13 protein-coding genes are annotated in these 14192 nt (G+C 60.0%); 10 read left to right on the top strand and 3 right to left on the bottom strand.

Features of this window, described 5'->3' with window-relative positions:
• Positions 1-17 precede the first annotated feature (17 nt).
• Positions 18-383: a BON domain-containing protein gene (locus AC1DV6_RS14650; protein ID WP_477978618.1), complete on the top strand. Its 366-nt coding sequence runs from the start codon at positions 18-20 to the stop codon at positions 381-383.
• Positions 384-407: 24 nt separating this feature from the next.
• Here AC1DV6_RS14650 and AC1DV6_RS14645 read toward each other — a convergent pair whose 3' ends face one another.
• Positions 408-872 carry an Lrp/AsnC ligand binding domain-containing protein gene (locus AC1DV6_RS14645; protein WP_477978616.1) on the bottom strand — a complete coding sequence of 155 codons (465 nt, stop codon included), beginning with the start codon at positions 870-872 and terminating at the stop codon, positions 408-410.
• A 360-nt stretch (positions 873-1232) separates the two neighbouring features.
• Here AC1DV6_RS14645 and putA point away from each other — a divergent pair, with 360 nt between their 5' ends.
• Together putA and AC1DV6_RS14635 are read left to right on the top strand one after the other, a co-directional pair.
• Positions 1233-4250, top strand: coding sequence for a bifunctional proline dehydrogenase/L-glutamate gamma-semialdehyde dehydrogenase PutA (gene putA, locus AC1DV6_RS14640; RefSeq protein ID WP_477978614.1), 3018 nt, complete (start codon positions 1233-1235; stop codon positions 4248-4250).
• An 85-nt stretch (positions 4251-4335) separates the two neighbouring features.
• The gene (locus AC1DV6_RS14635) at positions 4336-4881 is read left to right on the top strand and encodes a porin family protein (RefSeq protein WP_477978612.1); all 546 of its coding nucleotides are present in this window, start codon (positions 4336-4338) and stop codon (positions 4879-4881) included.
• A gap of 85 nt (positions 4882-4966) precedes the next feature.
• Here the strand turns inward: AC1DV6_RS14635 and AC1DV6_RS14630 are convergent, their stop codons facing one another.
• Both AC1DV6_RS14630 and AC1DV6_RS14625 read right to left on the bottom strand, forming a co-directional pair.
• Positions 4967-5533: an NADPH-dependent FMN reductase gene (locus AC1DV6_RS14630; RefSeq protein ID WP_477978610.1), complete on the bottom strand. Its 567-nt coding sequence runs from the start codon at positions 5531-5533 to the stop codon at positions 4967-4969.
• A gap of 13 nt (positions 5534-5546) precedes the next feature.
• A complete protein-coding gene (locus AC1DV6_RS14625) occupies positions 5547-5969 on the bottom strand; it encodes a hypothetical protein (protein ID WP_477978608.1) in 423 nt (140 codons plus the stop codon).
• Between the two features lie 270 nt (positions 5970-6239).
• On the opposite strand from AC1DV6_RS14625, the gene AC1DV6_RS14620 reads away from it, so the two are divergent.
• The 7 genes from AC1DV6_RS14620 (at position 6240) to AC1DV6_RS14590 (ending at position 14192) form a co-directional block, all read left to right on the top strand.
• Positions 6240-7511, top strand: coding sequence for an efflux RND transporter periplasmic adaptor subunit (locus AC1DV6_RS14620; RefSeq protein ID WP_477978606.1), 1272 nt, complete (start codon positions 6240-6242; stop codon positions 7509-7511).
• A 44-nt stretch (positions 7512-7555) separates the two neighbouring features.
• Positions 7556-8275 carry an ABC transporter ATP-binding protein gene (locus AC1DV6_RS14615; protein ID WP_477978604.1) on the top strand — a complete coding sequence of 240 codons (720 nt, stop codon included), beginning with the start codon at positions 7556-7558 and terminating at the stop codon, positions 8273-8275.
• Positions 8276-8277: 2 nt separating this feature from the next.
• Positions 8278-9585 (top strand): TolC family outer membrane protein, encoded by a 1308-nt coding sequence (locus AC1DV6_RS14610; RefSeq protein ID WP_477978602.1) that lies wholly within the window; start codon positions 8278-8280, stop codon positions 9583-9585.
• A complete protein-coding gene (locus AC1DV6_RS14605; protein ID WP_477978600.1) occupies positions 9585-10883 on the top strand; it encodes an ABC transporter permease in 1299 nt (432 codons plus the stop codon). The genes AC1DV6_RS14610 and AC1DV6_RS14605 overlap by 1 nt, the downstream gene beginning before the upstream one ends.
• Positions 10884-10899: 16 nt before the next feature.
• Positions 10900-12126: an ABC transporter permease gene (locus AC1DV6_RS14600; protein WP_477978598.1), complete on the top strand. Its 1227-nt coding sequence runs from the start codon at positions 10900-10902 to the stop codon at positions 12124-12126.
• Between the two features lie 19 nt (positions 12127-12145).
• Positions 12146-12766, top strand: a complete 621-nt coding sequence (locus tag AC1DV6_RS14595) for a hypothetical protein (protein WP_477978596.1) — start codon at positions 12146-12148, stop codon at positions 12764-12766.
• A gap of 64 nt (positions 12767-12830) precedes the next feature.
• Complete coding sequence (locus AC1DV6_RS14590) at positions 12831-14192, top strand: sigma-54-dependent transcriptional regulator (protein WP_477978594.1); 1362 nt, start codon at positions 12831-12833, stop codon at positions 14190-14192.

Genomic DNA, 14192 nt, shown 5'->3' with positions numbered 1-14192 from the left:
TTCACAGGAGCGCATTTATGTCAAACACCACTACCTCTCGCACTTCATTCCGCCACGGCGTCGCTTTGGCCGTAGCCGCTTTCATGGCCTTTGGTGCCGTCGCAAATGCGTCTGCCGAAGACACCAAGGATAAGTTGGAGAAAACCGAGAAGAAGGTCGAGAAGGCCGTTTCCGACAGCTGGATCACTACCAAGGTGAAATCCGAAATCCTGGCCAACAGCGTGTCCAAAGCCTTCAAGGTGCAAGTCACGACCAAGAGCGGCGTGGTTCACCTGAAGGGCGAACTGCCTACGCAAGACTCGATTGACCTGGTGAAAATGATTGCCGAAAAGGTCAAGGGCGTGAACAGCGTTGACGTCTCTGGCCTGACCAAGGTCAGCTAAATTCGCCAGCCCGAGAAACACGCTTTAGCCCAGCTTGAGCTGCTGCGTGTTCTTGACTTCTTCCATTACCGGGTAGGTGCGCGTTTCGCGCACGCCCGGTAATTGCCATAGCACGGTGCCCGCAAAGTCGCGGTACGCCGCCATATCGGCCATGCGGGTTTTAAGCAGGTAGTCAAAGCCACCGGCCACCATGTGGCACTCCATGATTTCGCCGCGCACCTGCACGGCCGCCTTGAACGCCTCAAACACATTGGGCGTCGTACGGTCCAGCAGCACTTCCACAAACACCATCATTCCTGCGCCCAGCTTCAATGGGTTCAACCGCGCCTCGTAACCGACGATGTAGCCGTCTTTGGTGAGTCTCTGCACCCTTGCCAAGACTGCCGTGGGTGACAGGGCTACGGCTTCGGCCAATTTGAGGTTGGAGATGCGGCCGTCTTGTTGCAGGCTTTCCAGGATCTTCAGGTCTATTCGGTCTAGGTCTTGCATTTGTTGTTCTCCTTTGTCGTGCCTGCTTGGTGGGGCGGTGCTTCGGGTTATGCCGATGGCCTCATGGCGTTACGCAAAATCGGCTATCGGCATAACCCGAAGCACCGCTGCGAATGGATGGGTAGGCCTGCAGTAGGTTCACAACAACGTTTCTGCTCGCCGGGGTGTGGGGTGTGCCCGCAAGCCGACATTGCGTAACGCACAAGGCCCGCGGGCATACCCCACATCCCGGCAGGTACAAACCTAAGCAAGCATCTGTTTGAATTGAATATATCACTATAGAAAAAGATATTTTTAGTGAAATATTAACCATAAGAACAGAGAGCATAGCGCATTCAACAAATCCAGCCGGAGTCCGCCATGCCAGTCCCCCAACGCCTGCCTTTCCCATACCGCCCAGAAGCCGACGTTGTTGCCCACCGCTTGCAGATGGTGAGCCAGGGGCTGGATTGGGCTGCGGCTGCCAAGGTCGCAACGCCCTGGGTGCAGGCCGTGCGCGACAACCCACCGCCTTTTTGGGCGATGGAAAGTTTGCTGAAGGAATACCCGATATCCAGCGCAGAAGGTCTGGCGTTGATGCGTCTGGCAGAAGCGCTGTTGCGCGTGCCCGATGCCGAGACTGCCATTGCGTTGACTGCCGACCAATTGGGCCGCGCCGACTTTGAGAGCAGCGGCGACAAGGTGCTGGCGCGCTTGTCCAGCACCGCGATTGCGATGAGCAAGCATTTCCTGCCAGGCAGCGAAGAAGGCAGCGGCATCATGGGCAAGCTCGGTGCCAAGACCGTGGTGGCTGCGACGTTGCGCGCCGTGCAATTGCTGGGCCGCCAGTTTGTGCTGGGTCAGAACATGAAAGAGGCGGTCGCTGAAGCGGACACAGCTCGCAAAGGTGCCAAGCTCACGTTCAGCTACGACATGCTGGGCGAGGGCGCGCGTACCGACCATGATGCTTTGCGTTACCTGAAGAGCTACAAGGACGCTATTGATTTCATCGCTACCCGCGCCAACTGGACGGGGCCTCTGGAGCAGAACGATGGCATTTCCATCAAGCTCTCGGCGCTGCACCCGCGTTATGAAGACGCGCACAGCCAGCGTGTGATGGACGAATTGGTTCCCCGCGTTTGGGGTCTGTGCGAAGCGGCGGCCAAGGCCAATATCAATTTGACGATTGACGCTGAAGAGGTTGACAGGCTGGAACTGTCGCTGGAAGTGTTCGAGGCGCTGCTGACCAAAGTCGCGCAACATCAGCCACAGTGGAAGGGCTTTGGCCTGGCGATGCAGGCCTACCAGACGCGTGCGCTGGAGCTGATCGAGCATGTTGCCGCGCTGGGTCGCAAATACAAAGTGCGCCTGATGTGCCGCCTGGTCAAGGGCGCGTACTGGGACGCCGAGATCAAGCGCGCGCAGGAAAACGGCTTGCCCGCTTATCCGGTGTTTACGCACAAGCACCACACCGATGTGTCTTACCTCGCCTGCGCGCGCGCTTTGCTGGAAGCGCCCGATGCGATCTACCCGCAGTTCGCCACGCACAACGCCGCGACGATTGCCGCGATCTTGCAAATGGCGGCCAAGACCGGCGTGCCGTTTGAGCTGCAGCGCCTGCATGGCATGGGCGAGGGTGTCTACCGCGAAGTGCTGAAGAACCCGCTGGTGAGCTGCCGCGTCTATGCGCCTGTGGGCGCGCACCGCGACCTGCTGGCCTACCTGGTGCGCCGCCTACTGGAAAACGGCGCCAACTCGTCGTTCGTGCACCAACTGGCGGATGAATCCGTCGGCATGGAAGACCTGCTGATCTCGCCGCTGCGTCTGGAGCCGCAAAGCAGCCTGCCTATGCCCATCGACCTGTTTGGCACACACGCTAGTGCGCGGCGCAACAGCACGGGGCTGGACCTGACAGTGACTGCGATGCGCGATCCGTTGTTTGCCGCGTTGGCAACCACGACAGTTCCTGTTGTGCCGGAGTTTGATGTAAAAAACATCGCTGGCGCTTACCAGTCGTGCGTAACCAGCTATCAAAAATGGAGCAAGACCGAAGTGGTGGAGCGCGCTGCTGTGCTGCGCAAAGCTGCCGACGCAATGCTCGCCGCGACTCCGCAGCTGTGTGCGTTGTTGGTCAAGGAAGCTTTCAAGACTTGGGGCGACGCGGTTGCGGAAGTGCGCGAGGCCGTGGACTTTCTGCGTTACTACGCCGATGAGGCCGAGCGCATCATGCAGCCCATCAACTGCCCCGTGGTGTACGGCGCACAAACCGGCGCGATGTACGGCGTGACCGGCGAGACCAACACCTTGCGCCTGACTGCGCGCGGCGTCTGGGTTTGCATTAGCCCCTGGAATTTCCCACTCGCGATTTTTGCAGGCCAGGTTGCCGCTGCACTCGCAACGGGCAACACCGTGCTGGCCAAGCCTGCGGAGCAAACGCCCGGCATCGCCAAGCTTGCCGTGGACATCCTGCACGCAGCCGGAGTGCCGACCGATGCGCTGCAACTGCTGCACGGCGCTGGTGAAACCGTGGGCGCGGCGCTGGTCGCGCAGCCCGGTGTTGCGGGTGTAGTGTTTACCGGTTCCACGCAAGTTGCCAAGATCATCCAGCGCGCATTGGCAATGAAAGACGGCCCCATCGTTCCGCTGATCGCCGAGACCGGCGGTATCAATGCGATGCTGGTCGACAGCAGCGCATTGCCCGAGCAGGTGGTGGACGCTGTGGTGATGAGCGCCTTCCGCTCAGCCGGTCAGCGCTGCTCCGCGCTGCGTCTGCTGGTGGTGCACTCTGCCATTGCCGACGGTGTGATCGAAATGATCCAGGGCGCGGCCAAAGAGTTGGTCGCTGGCAACCCGGCGCTGATTGCTACCGACGTGGGCCCGGTGATCGACCGTGAGGCGTTTGACAACATCCAGCGCCACATTGATCGCTTAAATTCAGAGGGAAAAGTGCTCGTAGCGCCCGCAGAACGTGCGCAAGCAGCTACTAATTCAATAGCAAACCTGATCGTGCCCCATGCCTTCGAAGTGAAGAGCATCGCCGACGTGAAGGCTGAAATCTTCGGCCCGGTCTTGCAAATCGTGCGTTGGGATGGTGACCCGGCCGATGTGATTGCACAGATCAATGCGTTGGGCTATGGCTTGACCTTGGGCATCCAGACCCGCATCGACAGTCGCGCGCAGGCACTGGCCAAGGCCGCCCATGTTGGCAACATCTACATCAACCGCAACATGATCGGTGCAGTGGTTGGCGTGCAGCCATTTGGAGGCGAAGGCCTGTCCGGCACCGGTCCCAAAGCCGGCGGTCCGCACTATCTGTACCGCTTTTGCGCGGAACAGACGGTAACGGTCAACACCACGGCAGCGGGCGGTAATGCGGCACTTTTGGCTAGCATGCACTAGGCGAGCTTCTCTAGCGCGGTTGGCCAAACCGGGCGCGATCGCCGCTTAGAATCCGCCTGCAATTTTGCAAAAATGGGAGTAGTAAATGGTTTCGAAGAAAAATGTGATCGCAACGGCTCTGGCATTGGTTGCCGGTTTTGCGGCGATGGGTTCTGTGCAAGCGCAAAACGTGTACGCAGGCGTGGCTTACACCCAGTACAACTTTGAAGGCTCCGGTTCCGTCAGCGCGATCAAGCCAACCGCAGCAACCTTCAAACTGGGTTATGTGGTGAACAGCAACTTCGCAGTGGAAGGTCGCGTCGCGACGTCCATCTCTACCGATGGGCAGACAGTGTCCGGCGTCAAGGTTGACGGCAAGGTTGACAGCCACTACGGCATTTTCGCCAAAGGCATCTTGCCTCTGAACGACACATTCAGCGCATACGGCTTGGTCGGTTTCAACGATCTGACATTGAAGGCTACGGGTAGTGCTGGCGGCCAGTCGGCTTCCGCATCCAAGACTAGCAATGGCTCCAGCTACGGCCTGGGTCTGGATGTCGCATTGACCAAGGAAGTTTCTCTGAGCGCCGAATGGGCACGTCATTTCTCCGACGTGACCAGCATGAGCGTCGGAGTCGCATACAAGTTCTGATGCCACAGCCGATGGGGGGCCATCGGCTTGCACGGTTTGTGTGAAAAAAAGCGCCCAAGGGCGCTTTTTTTATGGGTCAATGACGTTAAACGGCAGCAGCCTTAGCCGTATGGGTTTTGACCCATTCCACATACTGGTCCATCCAGGACTGCAGAAACTTTTTACTGCCTTCACCGATGCTTCCGTCCGGATCAAACAGAGCATCGGTCTTTTGTACAAACGCCTCGGGCTGGCCGAGGGTGGGCACATCCAGGTAGGCCAGCACGTTGCGCAGATGCTGCTGGGCCATCGCAGTGCCGATGGCACCGACTGACACGCCGATCACGCCCGCAGGCTTGCCTTTCCAGACACTCTGGCCATAGGGGCGCGATGCGTGGTCAATCGCGTTCTTCAACACGCCCGGAAATGAGCGGTTGTACTCCGGCGTGACAAACAGCAGGGCACTGGCGGCGCTGATGTCGGCTTTCAGGCGCTTGACCGACCCCGCCTGCGCGCTGTCATCGTCCTGGTTGTAGAGGGGTAAATCCCCAATCTCGATCTGGCTGAAGGAGAAGTCGGTCGGCGCGAGCAGCGCAAGCGCGCTGGCCAGCTTGCGGTTGAATGAGTCTTTGCGCAAGCTGCCGACGATAACGGCGATAGGGTAGTGATGCATAGGTTTCCTTCGGTCAGTGTTGTTCGGCCATGCGGCCTAGCGGCTTCTCCGTCAGGTTTTCAATCAAAATCAGTCCGTAGTGCTGGGCAGCTACGGGCTCGACGCGGCGCACCAGATCCGCCACTTGCCCGGCCAGCGCGTCCGTGGGCGCTTCCACTACCAGGAAGCTGCAGCCTTCTTCAGCCAGCTTGCCATGCGCCTTGATCAAATCGATCTCGTAGCCAAAGTTGGCGATGACGCTGGATCGCAATAGCTCTGAGTCGACCTGGGCCTTCATCTCGGCGGCGGTGTAGCGCACCAGACTTTCGGGTGCGAATCCCAGCATCTGCAATGCGGTTGCTGCTGCTTCGAGTTGCTCTGTCGTGCGAAATGCGATCACGGTATGTCCGACGGGTTTGAAGACACCGAAGGTGGTGGGTGGGTTGCTTTTGTCCATGGCGTACAAGCCTCCTAAAAAATGCATGCAGTGAATGCCAACAAATGGGCTGCCTGCATGTACAGCACGGTATGGGCTGCGAGGGAAGCGGTCTGTTCGGCGGCGCACGGTCTGTCCGGGTATGCGTCCGTGATGTGTCCGCGGACACCTGAAGATATTCGCAAAATTCTTTAAGTCATTGATTTAAAAGTGTTTTTTATCATGTGCGCGGTGGCATGCCCCTTGCAATTACAAGCGGACCGTCAAACCCAATGCACCGCAGGACACTTCATGATTCGCGACACTTCCGCACAAGACACGCTACTGGCGCCCAAGGCACAGCACACCAAAAAGTGGGCGTTGATAGCGGGTGGGGTGGCGCTCTGCGGTGTCGTGGTGTGGGCGTTCCCGACCTTGCAGCAATTGCTGGGCTCGGGCCAGTCGGTCAAGTTGGCCAGGCTCAATGTGGCGGAGGTGCAGTACGGTCCACTGACGCGTGACATCGCAGCCGAAGGCAAGGTGGTTGCGGCGGTCAGTCCCACGCTGTACGCGGGCAATGCAGGCACCGTAACGCTGGCCGTGCAGGCCGGTGATGCGGTCAAGAAAGGCCAGGTATTGGTTCGCTTGGCCAGCGCGGAGCTGGTGGCGCACCTGGGCCAGGAGCGATCCAATGCCGATGCGCTGAAGAGCGAAATGCTGCGCGCCGAAGCCGATGCGCGCCAGCAGCGCGCGCAGGCGCAAAGCGCGCTAGAGACAGCCGCGATTGCACAAAAGTCCGCACAAAACGAATTGGCGCGGCAAAAACAAGCCTTCGATGCGGGTGCCACGGCGCGCATGCAGGTGGACCAGGCACAAGACACGCTGGAGCGCGCGCAGGTTGCGTTCAAACAGGCGCAGCAGTTGTTGGGCTTGAAAGACGAAGCCACCAAGTTTGAATTGCAGGCCAAGCGCCAGGCGTTTGAACGCCAGCAGATGGCGGTGCGCGATGTAGAGCGCCAGCAGGACGAACTGTCGGTGCGCTCGCCGGTCGACGGTCAGGTTGGCCAGTTGTTTGTGTCGGACCGCATGAGCGTTGCCAAGGATGCCAAGTTGGTGTCGGTGGTGGACCTTTCTGCGTTGGAAGTGCAGATGCAGGTGGCCGAAAGTTTTGCGCGTGAGCTGCAAATCGGCATGCCCGGTGAGATTCGTGGCAACAACCAGACCTGGAAAGGTTTGGTGAGCTCGATATCGCCCGAAGTCGTCAACAACGAAGTCGCAGCGCGCTTGCGCTTTGACGGCAAGTTGCCAGAGCAATTGCGTCAGAACCAACGCCTGTCCGTGCGCGTGTTGCTGGACCACCGCGACAAAGTGCTGGCGGTGGCACGTGGCAGCTTTGTCGATGAAGGTGGCGGCCGCTTTGCCTATGTGTTGCAAGACGGCCAGGCCGTCAAGCGTCCGATTCGTCTGGGCGCGCAAAGCTTAAGCCTGGTCGAGGTGCTGGAAGGCCTGCAGCCCGGCGACAAAGTCGTGATCTCCGGCGCGGAGAACTTTCAGGGCGCCGACCGCGTGACGATCAGCCAATAAGCCTCACCAATAAACAAACATATCCAACACACAAGGAAAACACCATGTTGCAAATGAAAAACCTATCCAAGGTCTACCGCACCGAGATGGTCGAGACCTATGCACTGCGAAATTTCAACCTGCAAGTGAAGGCGGGCGAATTCGTTGCGGTCACCGGGCCATCGGGTTCCGGTAAGACTACGTTTTTGACGATTGCCGGTTTGCTGGAAGGTTTTAGTGGCGGCAGCTACATGCTGGGCGGCGTCGATGTCAGCGGCATGAACGACGACCAGCGCTCGCGGCTGCGCAACGAAAAAATCGGTTTCATTTTTCAAGCCTTCAATCTGATTCCCGATCTGAACGTGCTGGACAACATCGAAGTGCCACTGCGTTACCGCGGTATGGGCGGCGACGAGCGCAAGAAGCGCGCACGCGACGCGCTGGCCCGCGTCGGCCTGTCGGCGCGCGAGCGCCATTACCCGGCCGAGTTGTCGGGTGGTCAGCAGCAGCGTGTGGCGATTGCGCGCGCACTGGCGGGTTCCCCCGGCTTGTTGCTGGCCGATGAGCCCACCGGCAATTTGGACAGCCAGATGGCGCGCAGCGTGATGGATCTGTTGGAAGAACTGCACCGCGACGGCGCAACCATTGTGATGGTCACGCACGACATGCAGCTGGCGGCCCGCGCGCAGCGCAATGTGCACGTGATGGATGGCCAGGTGCTGGACATTGCGGCCGAGCTGCACCTGAACCAGACCTTTGCTGCTGAAAACGAGGCCGCGGTTTGAACATGCGCCGCGACCTGCTGCTGTACCCCTGCGCGCTGGCGATCTGCGTGCTGTCGCTTTGCACAGCACGGCCGGTGCGCGCCGAGAACCTGTTGGACATCTACGCCCAGGCGCGTGCTGCCGATCCGCAACTGGCCCTGGCCGATGCGCAGCGCGGCGTGCAGCAGGAAGTGGCCGCGCAAACCCGCGCCGGCTTGTTGCCGCAGTGGTCTGTCAGTGCGACCGAGAGCAGCGCCAGCAGCACCGGTCTGCGCAGCAACCAAGTGGTCAGCAATGCCACGCAGGTGCTGGTGGATCTGGGCCTGTTCCAGCGTCTGCAAGCCGCCAATACATTGACCAGCGCGCAAGAAGCGAATCTGCGTGCTGCCGAGCAGGACCTGTGCGCCCGCGTTGCCAGCGCCTACTTTGGTGTTCTGTCAGCGCAAGCCGCGCTTACCACGGCGCAGGCCAATGAAGATGCGTTTGCGCAGCAGGTCGATCAGGCAGAGAAGCGCTATGCATCCGGCCTGTCGGCGATGATCGATGTGGAACAGGCCCGCACCTACCACGCATTGTCGCGCGGCACCACGGTGCAGGCGATTGCCAGCTTGCGCGATGCGCGCGAGGCCTTGACGCAAATTACCGGTCGCCCGGTCGGCACCTTGCAGACGCTGGCGCAGCAACTGCAGGCTGCGCCACCGGCGCCACAAGATGCCAGCGCCTGGGTCGCGCAGGCGTTGCAAAGCAATCCGGCATTGCAAGCCCAGCAGCTGCAACTGGACGCCAGCGAACGCAGCGTTGGCGCGGCTCGCGCTGCCCACTTGCCCACGCTGGGCCTAGCGCTCGACAGCCAGCGTCTGGGCGGCGATGGTTATGCCGCTGCCGACACCGGTCGCTTTAACAACACACTGGCTGTGCGCCTGACGGTGCCGCTGTTTGCGGGTGGTGCGACCCGTGCGCAAACCCGCCAGGCTGTCTACCAACGCGATGCGGCCCAGCAAAACCTGGAGTTGGCCAAGCGTGCCGTGGTGCGCGAAACCCAGGCGCAATACCAGGCTGTGTTGTCCGGCATGGCGCTGATCGAAAGCACAAGCGCTGCGGTGGCTGCATCGGATCGGGCGCTGGCTGCCACCCGTGCCGGCCAGGCGTTGGGTACCCGCGGCATGACCGATTTACTGCTGGCGATCCAGTCGCAAGCGGCGGCGCAAAGCGCGCTGGCCCAGGCGCGCCATCGCTACGTACTGGCCACATTGTTGTTGCAGCAGGCCAGTGGCACGCTGAATGAATCTGCGCTGGCCAACGTCAACCAATTATTGCAAGGGACTTTCTGATGTTTTCCTATTACCTTGATCTTGCACTGCGCAGCTTCAAACGCAGCCGGGGATTGACCGCGCTGATGGTGATCACCATTGGTATCGGTGTGGGTGCCTGCATGACCACGCTGACGGTGTTTCACGTGCTGTCTGGCGACCCGATGCCGCACAAGAGCAATCGTCTGTTCAATATCCAGATGGACCCGGAGCCAATGCGCGGCTTCAAGCCGGACGATGAGCCGGTGCTGCAATTAACGCGCTTTGATGCCGAGAAGCTGTTGCGCGAAGCGCGTGGAGCGCGCCAAGTGATGATGAGTGGAGGCAACGTTGCCATCGAACCTGATGGGCAGAGCGCATTCTTTGCGACTATGCGCTACACCAGCGCCGACTTCTTTGCCATGTTTGATGTGCCGTTGCAATACGGAACCACATGGAGCGCGGCGGACGACGATGCACAGGCCCGAGTCGTAGTGCTGTCCAGCGAGTTGAATGACCGCCTTTTTGGAGGTGCCGACAGCCGTGGCAAGAGCGTGGTGGTGCGCGGCAAGGAGTTCCGCGTGGTCGCAGTGATGAAGCCCTGGCGCCCGGTGCCGCACTTTTACGACCTGACCCAGAGCAGCTTCGGCAAGGCTGAAGAAATCTACATGCCGTTTTCTACCGGCATAGAGTTGAAGTTTGGCACCTCCGGCAACACCAGTTGCTGGGGTGATGTGAAAGCTGGTGAGTCACGCTCGGTTGGCGCGCCCTGCGCTTGGGTGCAGTACTGGGTGGAGCTGGAGAGTGCGGCCAAGGCCGCTGACTACCTGCAGTATCTGAAAAATTACTACGACCAGCAGCGCACGGCGGGCCGTTTTGAACGACCTACCCGTGTCTGGATGTGGGATCTGATGGGCTGGCTGGCCAAGCGCGAGGTGGTACCCAGCGATATCGGCTTGCAACTGTGGCTGGCCTTCGGTTTTCTGGTTGTTTGCCTGGTCAACACAGTCGGTCTTTTGCTTGCCAAATGCCTGCGTCGCTCTGGCGAAATCGGTGTTCGGCGTGCGCTAGGCGCTTCGCGCAGCGCCATCTTTGCGCAATTCGTTGTAGAGGCCGGTAGCTTGGGCCTGGCTGGTGGTCTGTTGGGCCTGGTGTTGACCTGGCTGGGTCTGTGGGCCGTTCGCAATGGTTCCGGCGGGTATGCGGCGCTGATCAACCTGGACGGCATCATGCTGGCAACCACGTTGGTGTTGGCGCTCGGCGCTAGCTTGTTGGCCGGCTTGTTACCAGCCTGGCGCGCCTGCCAGGTGTCGCCCGCAATGCAACTCAAAACCCAATAAGAACGGAAGGCACGCCATGGACATTTTCCCTATCCTCGCGACGCTCAAGCGCCACAAGACCGCTGCTGGCTTAATCGTGTTGCAAGTCGCGCTGACTTGCGCAATTGTCTGCAATGCGTTGTTCCTGATCTTTCAACGGTTGGATCGCATTAACGAGCCCAGTGGACTGGCTGAATCCGAAATCGTGATGCTCGGTGTCTCCGGCCTGTCGCGCAGTCAGGATCCGGACGCCACGACCCGCGCTGACCTGCAGGCGCTGCGTGCGCTGCCCGGCGTCAAGAGTGTTGCGCTAATGAACCAGATTCCGTATGCCGACAATTTCTGGGCCAGCGGAATCCGTCTCACACCTGAACAATTGGGGCGCGGTGAAAAGTCGGTCGGTGTGGCCAACTACGTTGGCAGTGAGGGATGGCTGCAGACGCTGGGGGTCAAGTTGGTGGGCGGACGTGATTTCAATGGCAACGAGTACCAGGACCAGACCGAGGTCGACAAGGCATCGCCACCGGTCATCCCCGCCGTCATCATCAACGAGGCATTGGCCAAGCGGCTGTTCCCGAATGGTGATGCGGTTGGCCAGACGGTGTATGTGTTTGGCCCCGAGCCGATACGTGTGGTTGGCGTGATAGAGCGTCTGGTTTCGCCGCAACCGGGGGGCAAAAATGATAGCCAGCTTTACAGCATGGTGCTCCCGATACGACCGAATTTTCGCGGCGGCAACTACCTGCTGCGGGCCGATGCGGCAGCGCGGGATAACGTGTTGACGGCCGGGGTCGAGGCGCTCCTGAAGACTGACGGTCAGCGCATTGTGCGCCAGAAGAAGCTTCTGTCCGACATGCGCAAAAAGTATTACCAGCAGGACGTCAACATGGCCTGGCTGATGGGTGGAGTCTGCATTGCATTGTTGGCCGTGACCGCCTTCGGCATTGTTGGCTTGGCCAGCTTCTGGGTGCAGCAGCGCACGCGCATGATTGGCACGCGCCGCGCCATGGGCGCTACGCGTGGTCAGATCCTGCGCTACTTCCAGACGGAGAATTTTTTGTTGACCAGTGTGGGCATCGTTCTGGGTATGCTCGCCGCGTATGGCATCAGCCTGTTGTTGATGCGCAGCTACGAACTGCCGCGTTTGCCGTTTCTCTATCTGCCGGCAGGTGCATTGACGCTGTGGGCGCTGGGCCAGATTGCGGTGCTAGTGCCGGCGCGCCGAGCTGCTGCATTGCCGCCAGTCGCCGCATTGCGCTCTTGATGCTTGTTAGGTTGCCATCATGACCACATTGTCCACCCGTCAAAATCTACTGCTACTCGCCGCGGCTCTTGTTCCCATCGTCTACTTCGGAGCGCAAGCTGTCGCCGCGCCCTACTTCCCGAACTACAGCATCTACACAACCTCGGCGAGTGCGTTGGGTTCCGACCTATCTTCAAGACCTGGCATCCTCAATACTGGCGCATTCCTAACGGGCGCACTCGCAACTTTGGGCAGCATCGGCTTTGCGACATCGCTGCCCCGTCTCAGCGCCGGAAAGGTTGCTTCGTACTTGCTCGCCATTTGCCTGCTATCGGCGGGCCTGGCGTCGTTCTGGGCAAGCCTGCATCCACTTCCTGCCCCTAATCACAATCCAGGGGCACTCGGCTTCGGTTTGTTCTTGATGCCATTTGCTTCCGCATGGGCGGCATGGCGTTTGTCCATTCCCAAGGCGATTCTCGCGTTCTTCCTCCTGAATGCGCTTGCATTCGTCATCCTTGGCATTGTCATGTCAGGCGCCACTGGTATTGATTTGTCGGCCTTCGGTGGTCTTGTTCAAAAGCTAATTGCTGTAACGACAATGGCATCAAGTGCAGCAGTCGCCCTCATTGCAATGTTGCGCTCCGAGCGGTTGGCAACCTAGCAATTCATTCAAGCCGAACCCGCTTCGCGGGTCGGCTTAATTTAAGCGATATGCTCCGTGCTTGATGCGCAGCGTACTGATCATTGACGACAACCCCGGAGTAGGCGAAGCCCTATCGCTGCTGCTGTCGCTGCACGACATGCGCGCGCTGGTCGCCACCGATCCAGCGCAGGGCCTGGCGATGCTGGATAGTGAAGCCGTGGACCTGGTGATTCAGGACATGAACTTCAGCCAGGACACGACCTCTGGCGTGGAGGGCACCGAACTGTTTCACCGGATACGCGCACTGCAGGCTGATCTTCCTGTCATCTTGCTCACCGCGTGGACGCAACTGGAGCATGCGGTCGCGCTGGTCAAGGCCGGTGCCGCGGACTATTTAGCCAAGCCGTGGGATGACACCAAGCTGCTGGCGACGATTGAAAATCTGCTGGAGTTGTCAGAGTCCAATCGCGAGCTGGCGCAAACCCGCCAGGCGCGGCGCCAACGCATGGCCAACTTGCAACAGCGTTTTCATCTGGACGGCCTGGTGTTCGCGTCTGATGCGATGCTCGGTACGTTGGAGCTGGCTTGCCAAGTTGCGCGTGCGCCGTTACCTATTTTGGTCACGGGGCCGAATGGCAGCGGCAAGGAGCGCATCGCTGCCATCATTCACGCGAATTCTGCGGTGGCCCACGGTCCGTTTATTGCACTGAACTGCGGCGCGCTACCGGGCGAGTTGATCGAGGCCGAATTGTTTGGTGCCGAGAGTGGCGCCTACACCGGCGCCAACCGCGCGCGCGAAGGCCGTTTCGAAGCGGCAGACGGTGGCACGCTGTTCCTCGACGAAATCGGCAACCTGCCATTGGCAGGGCAAGTCAAATTGTTGCGTGTGCTGGAGACAGGGCGCTTTGAGCGACTCGGTTCCAACCGCACCCGAGAAACCAAAGTGCGTGTTCTCTCGGCGACTAATGCCGACATCAAAGGCATGGTGGCTGCCGGTACGTTTCGCGAAGACCTGTATTACCGGCTGAATGTGATCGAGTTGCGGCTGGCGCCATTGGCACAGCGGCGCGAAGACATTGCCCCCTTGGCAGAACATTTCCTGCAAGGTCGCGCCAGCTTGAGCGATGCTGCACGCGAAGCCTTGTTGGCCCATGGCTGGCCTGGCAATGTGCGCGAACTGAAGAACACCATGGAGCGCTGCGCAATCTTGTGTGCAGGCCGCAGCATTCAACCGGTCGATCTGGGTTTGGTGGCGGCGCCGCATGCGCTCTCTACACGTAATCTCGATGAACCCAGTCGTGATAGCGTATTGGCTGCGCTGGCGAATGCCGATGGCGTGGTCGCGCGTGCCGCGCAAAGCCTGGGTCTGTCGCGCCAGGCGCTGTACCGGCGCATGGAGCGTTACGGCTTGCCGCGCGACGCAGGCGAGTCCGACAAGATCTGA

The sequence above is a fragment of the Rhodoferax sp. P2_H8_2 genome (genome assembly GCF_056403235.1).
This window is presented reverse-complemented; position numbering and strand designations above follow the sequence as displayed.

Coding starts and splice junctions, on each gene's coding strand:
- AC1DV6_RS14605 (WP_477978600.1), top strand. CDS start 9,585: ATGTTTTCCTATTACCTTGATCTTGCACTGCGCAGCTTCAAACGCAGC.
- AC1DV6_RS14630 (WP_477978610.1), bottom strand. CDS start 5,533: ATGCATCACTACCCTATCGCCGTTATCGTCGGCAGCTTGCGCAAAGAC.
- AC1DV6_RS14610 (WP_477978602.1), top strand. CDS start 8,278: ATGCGCCGCGACCTGCTGCTGTACCCCTGCGCGCTGGCGATCTGCGTG.
- AC1DV6_RS14645 (WP_477978616.1), bottom strand. CDS start 872: ATGCAAGACCTAGACCGAATAGACCTGAAGATCCTGGAAAGCCTGCAA.
- AC1DV6_RS14620 (WP_477978606.1), top strand. CDS start 6,240: ATGATTCGCGACACTTCCGCACAAGACACGCTACTGGCGCCCAAGGCA.
- AC1DV6_RS14625 (WP_477978608.1), bottom strand. CDS start 5,969: ATGGACAAAAGCAACCCACCCACCACCTTCGGTGTCTTCAAACCCGTC.
- putA (WP_477978614.1), top strand. CDS start 1,233: ATGCCAGTCCCCCAACGCCTGCCTTTCCCATACCGCCCAGAAGCCGAC.
- AC1DV6_RS14595 (WP_477978596.1), top strand. CDS start 12,146: ATGACCACATTGTCCACCCGTCAAAATCTACTGCTACTCGCCGCGGCT.
- AC1DV6_RS14615 (WP_477978604.1), top strand. CDS start 7,556: ATGTTGCAAATGAAAAACCTATCCAAGGTCTACCGCACCGAGATGGTC.
- AC1DV6_RS14650 (WP_477978618.1), top strand. CDS start 18: ATGTCAAACACCACTACCTCTCGCACTTCATTCCGCCACGGCGTCGCT.
- AC1DV6_RS14590 (WP_477978594.1), top strand. CDS start 12,831: ATGCGCAGCGTACTGATCATTGACGACAACCCCGGAGTAGGCGAAGCC.
- AC1DV6_RS14635 (WP_477978612.1), top strand. CDS start 4,336: ATGGTTTCGAAGAAAAATGTGATCGCAACGGCTCTGGCATTGGTTGCC.
- AC1DV6_RS14600 (WP_477978598.1), top strand. CDS start 10,900: ATGGACATTTTCCCTATCCTCGCGACGCTCAAGCGCCACAAGACCGCT.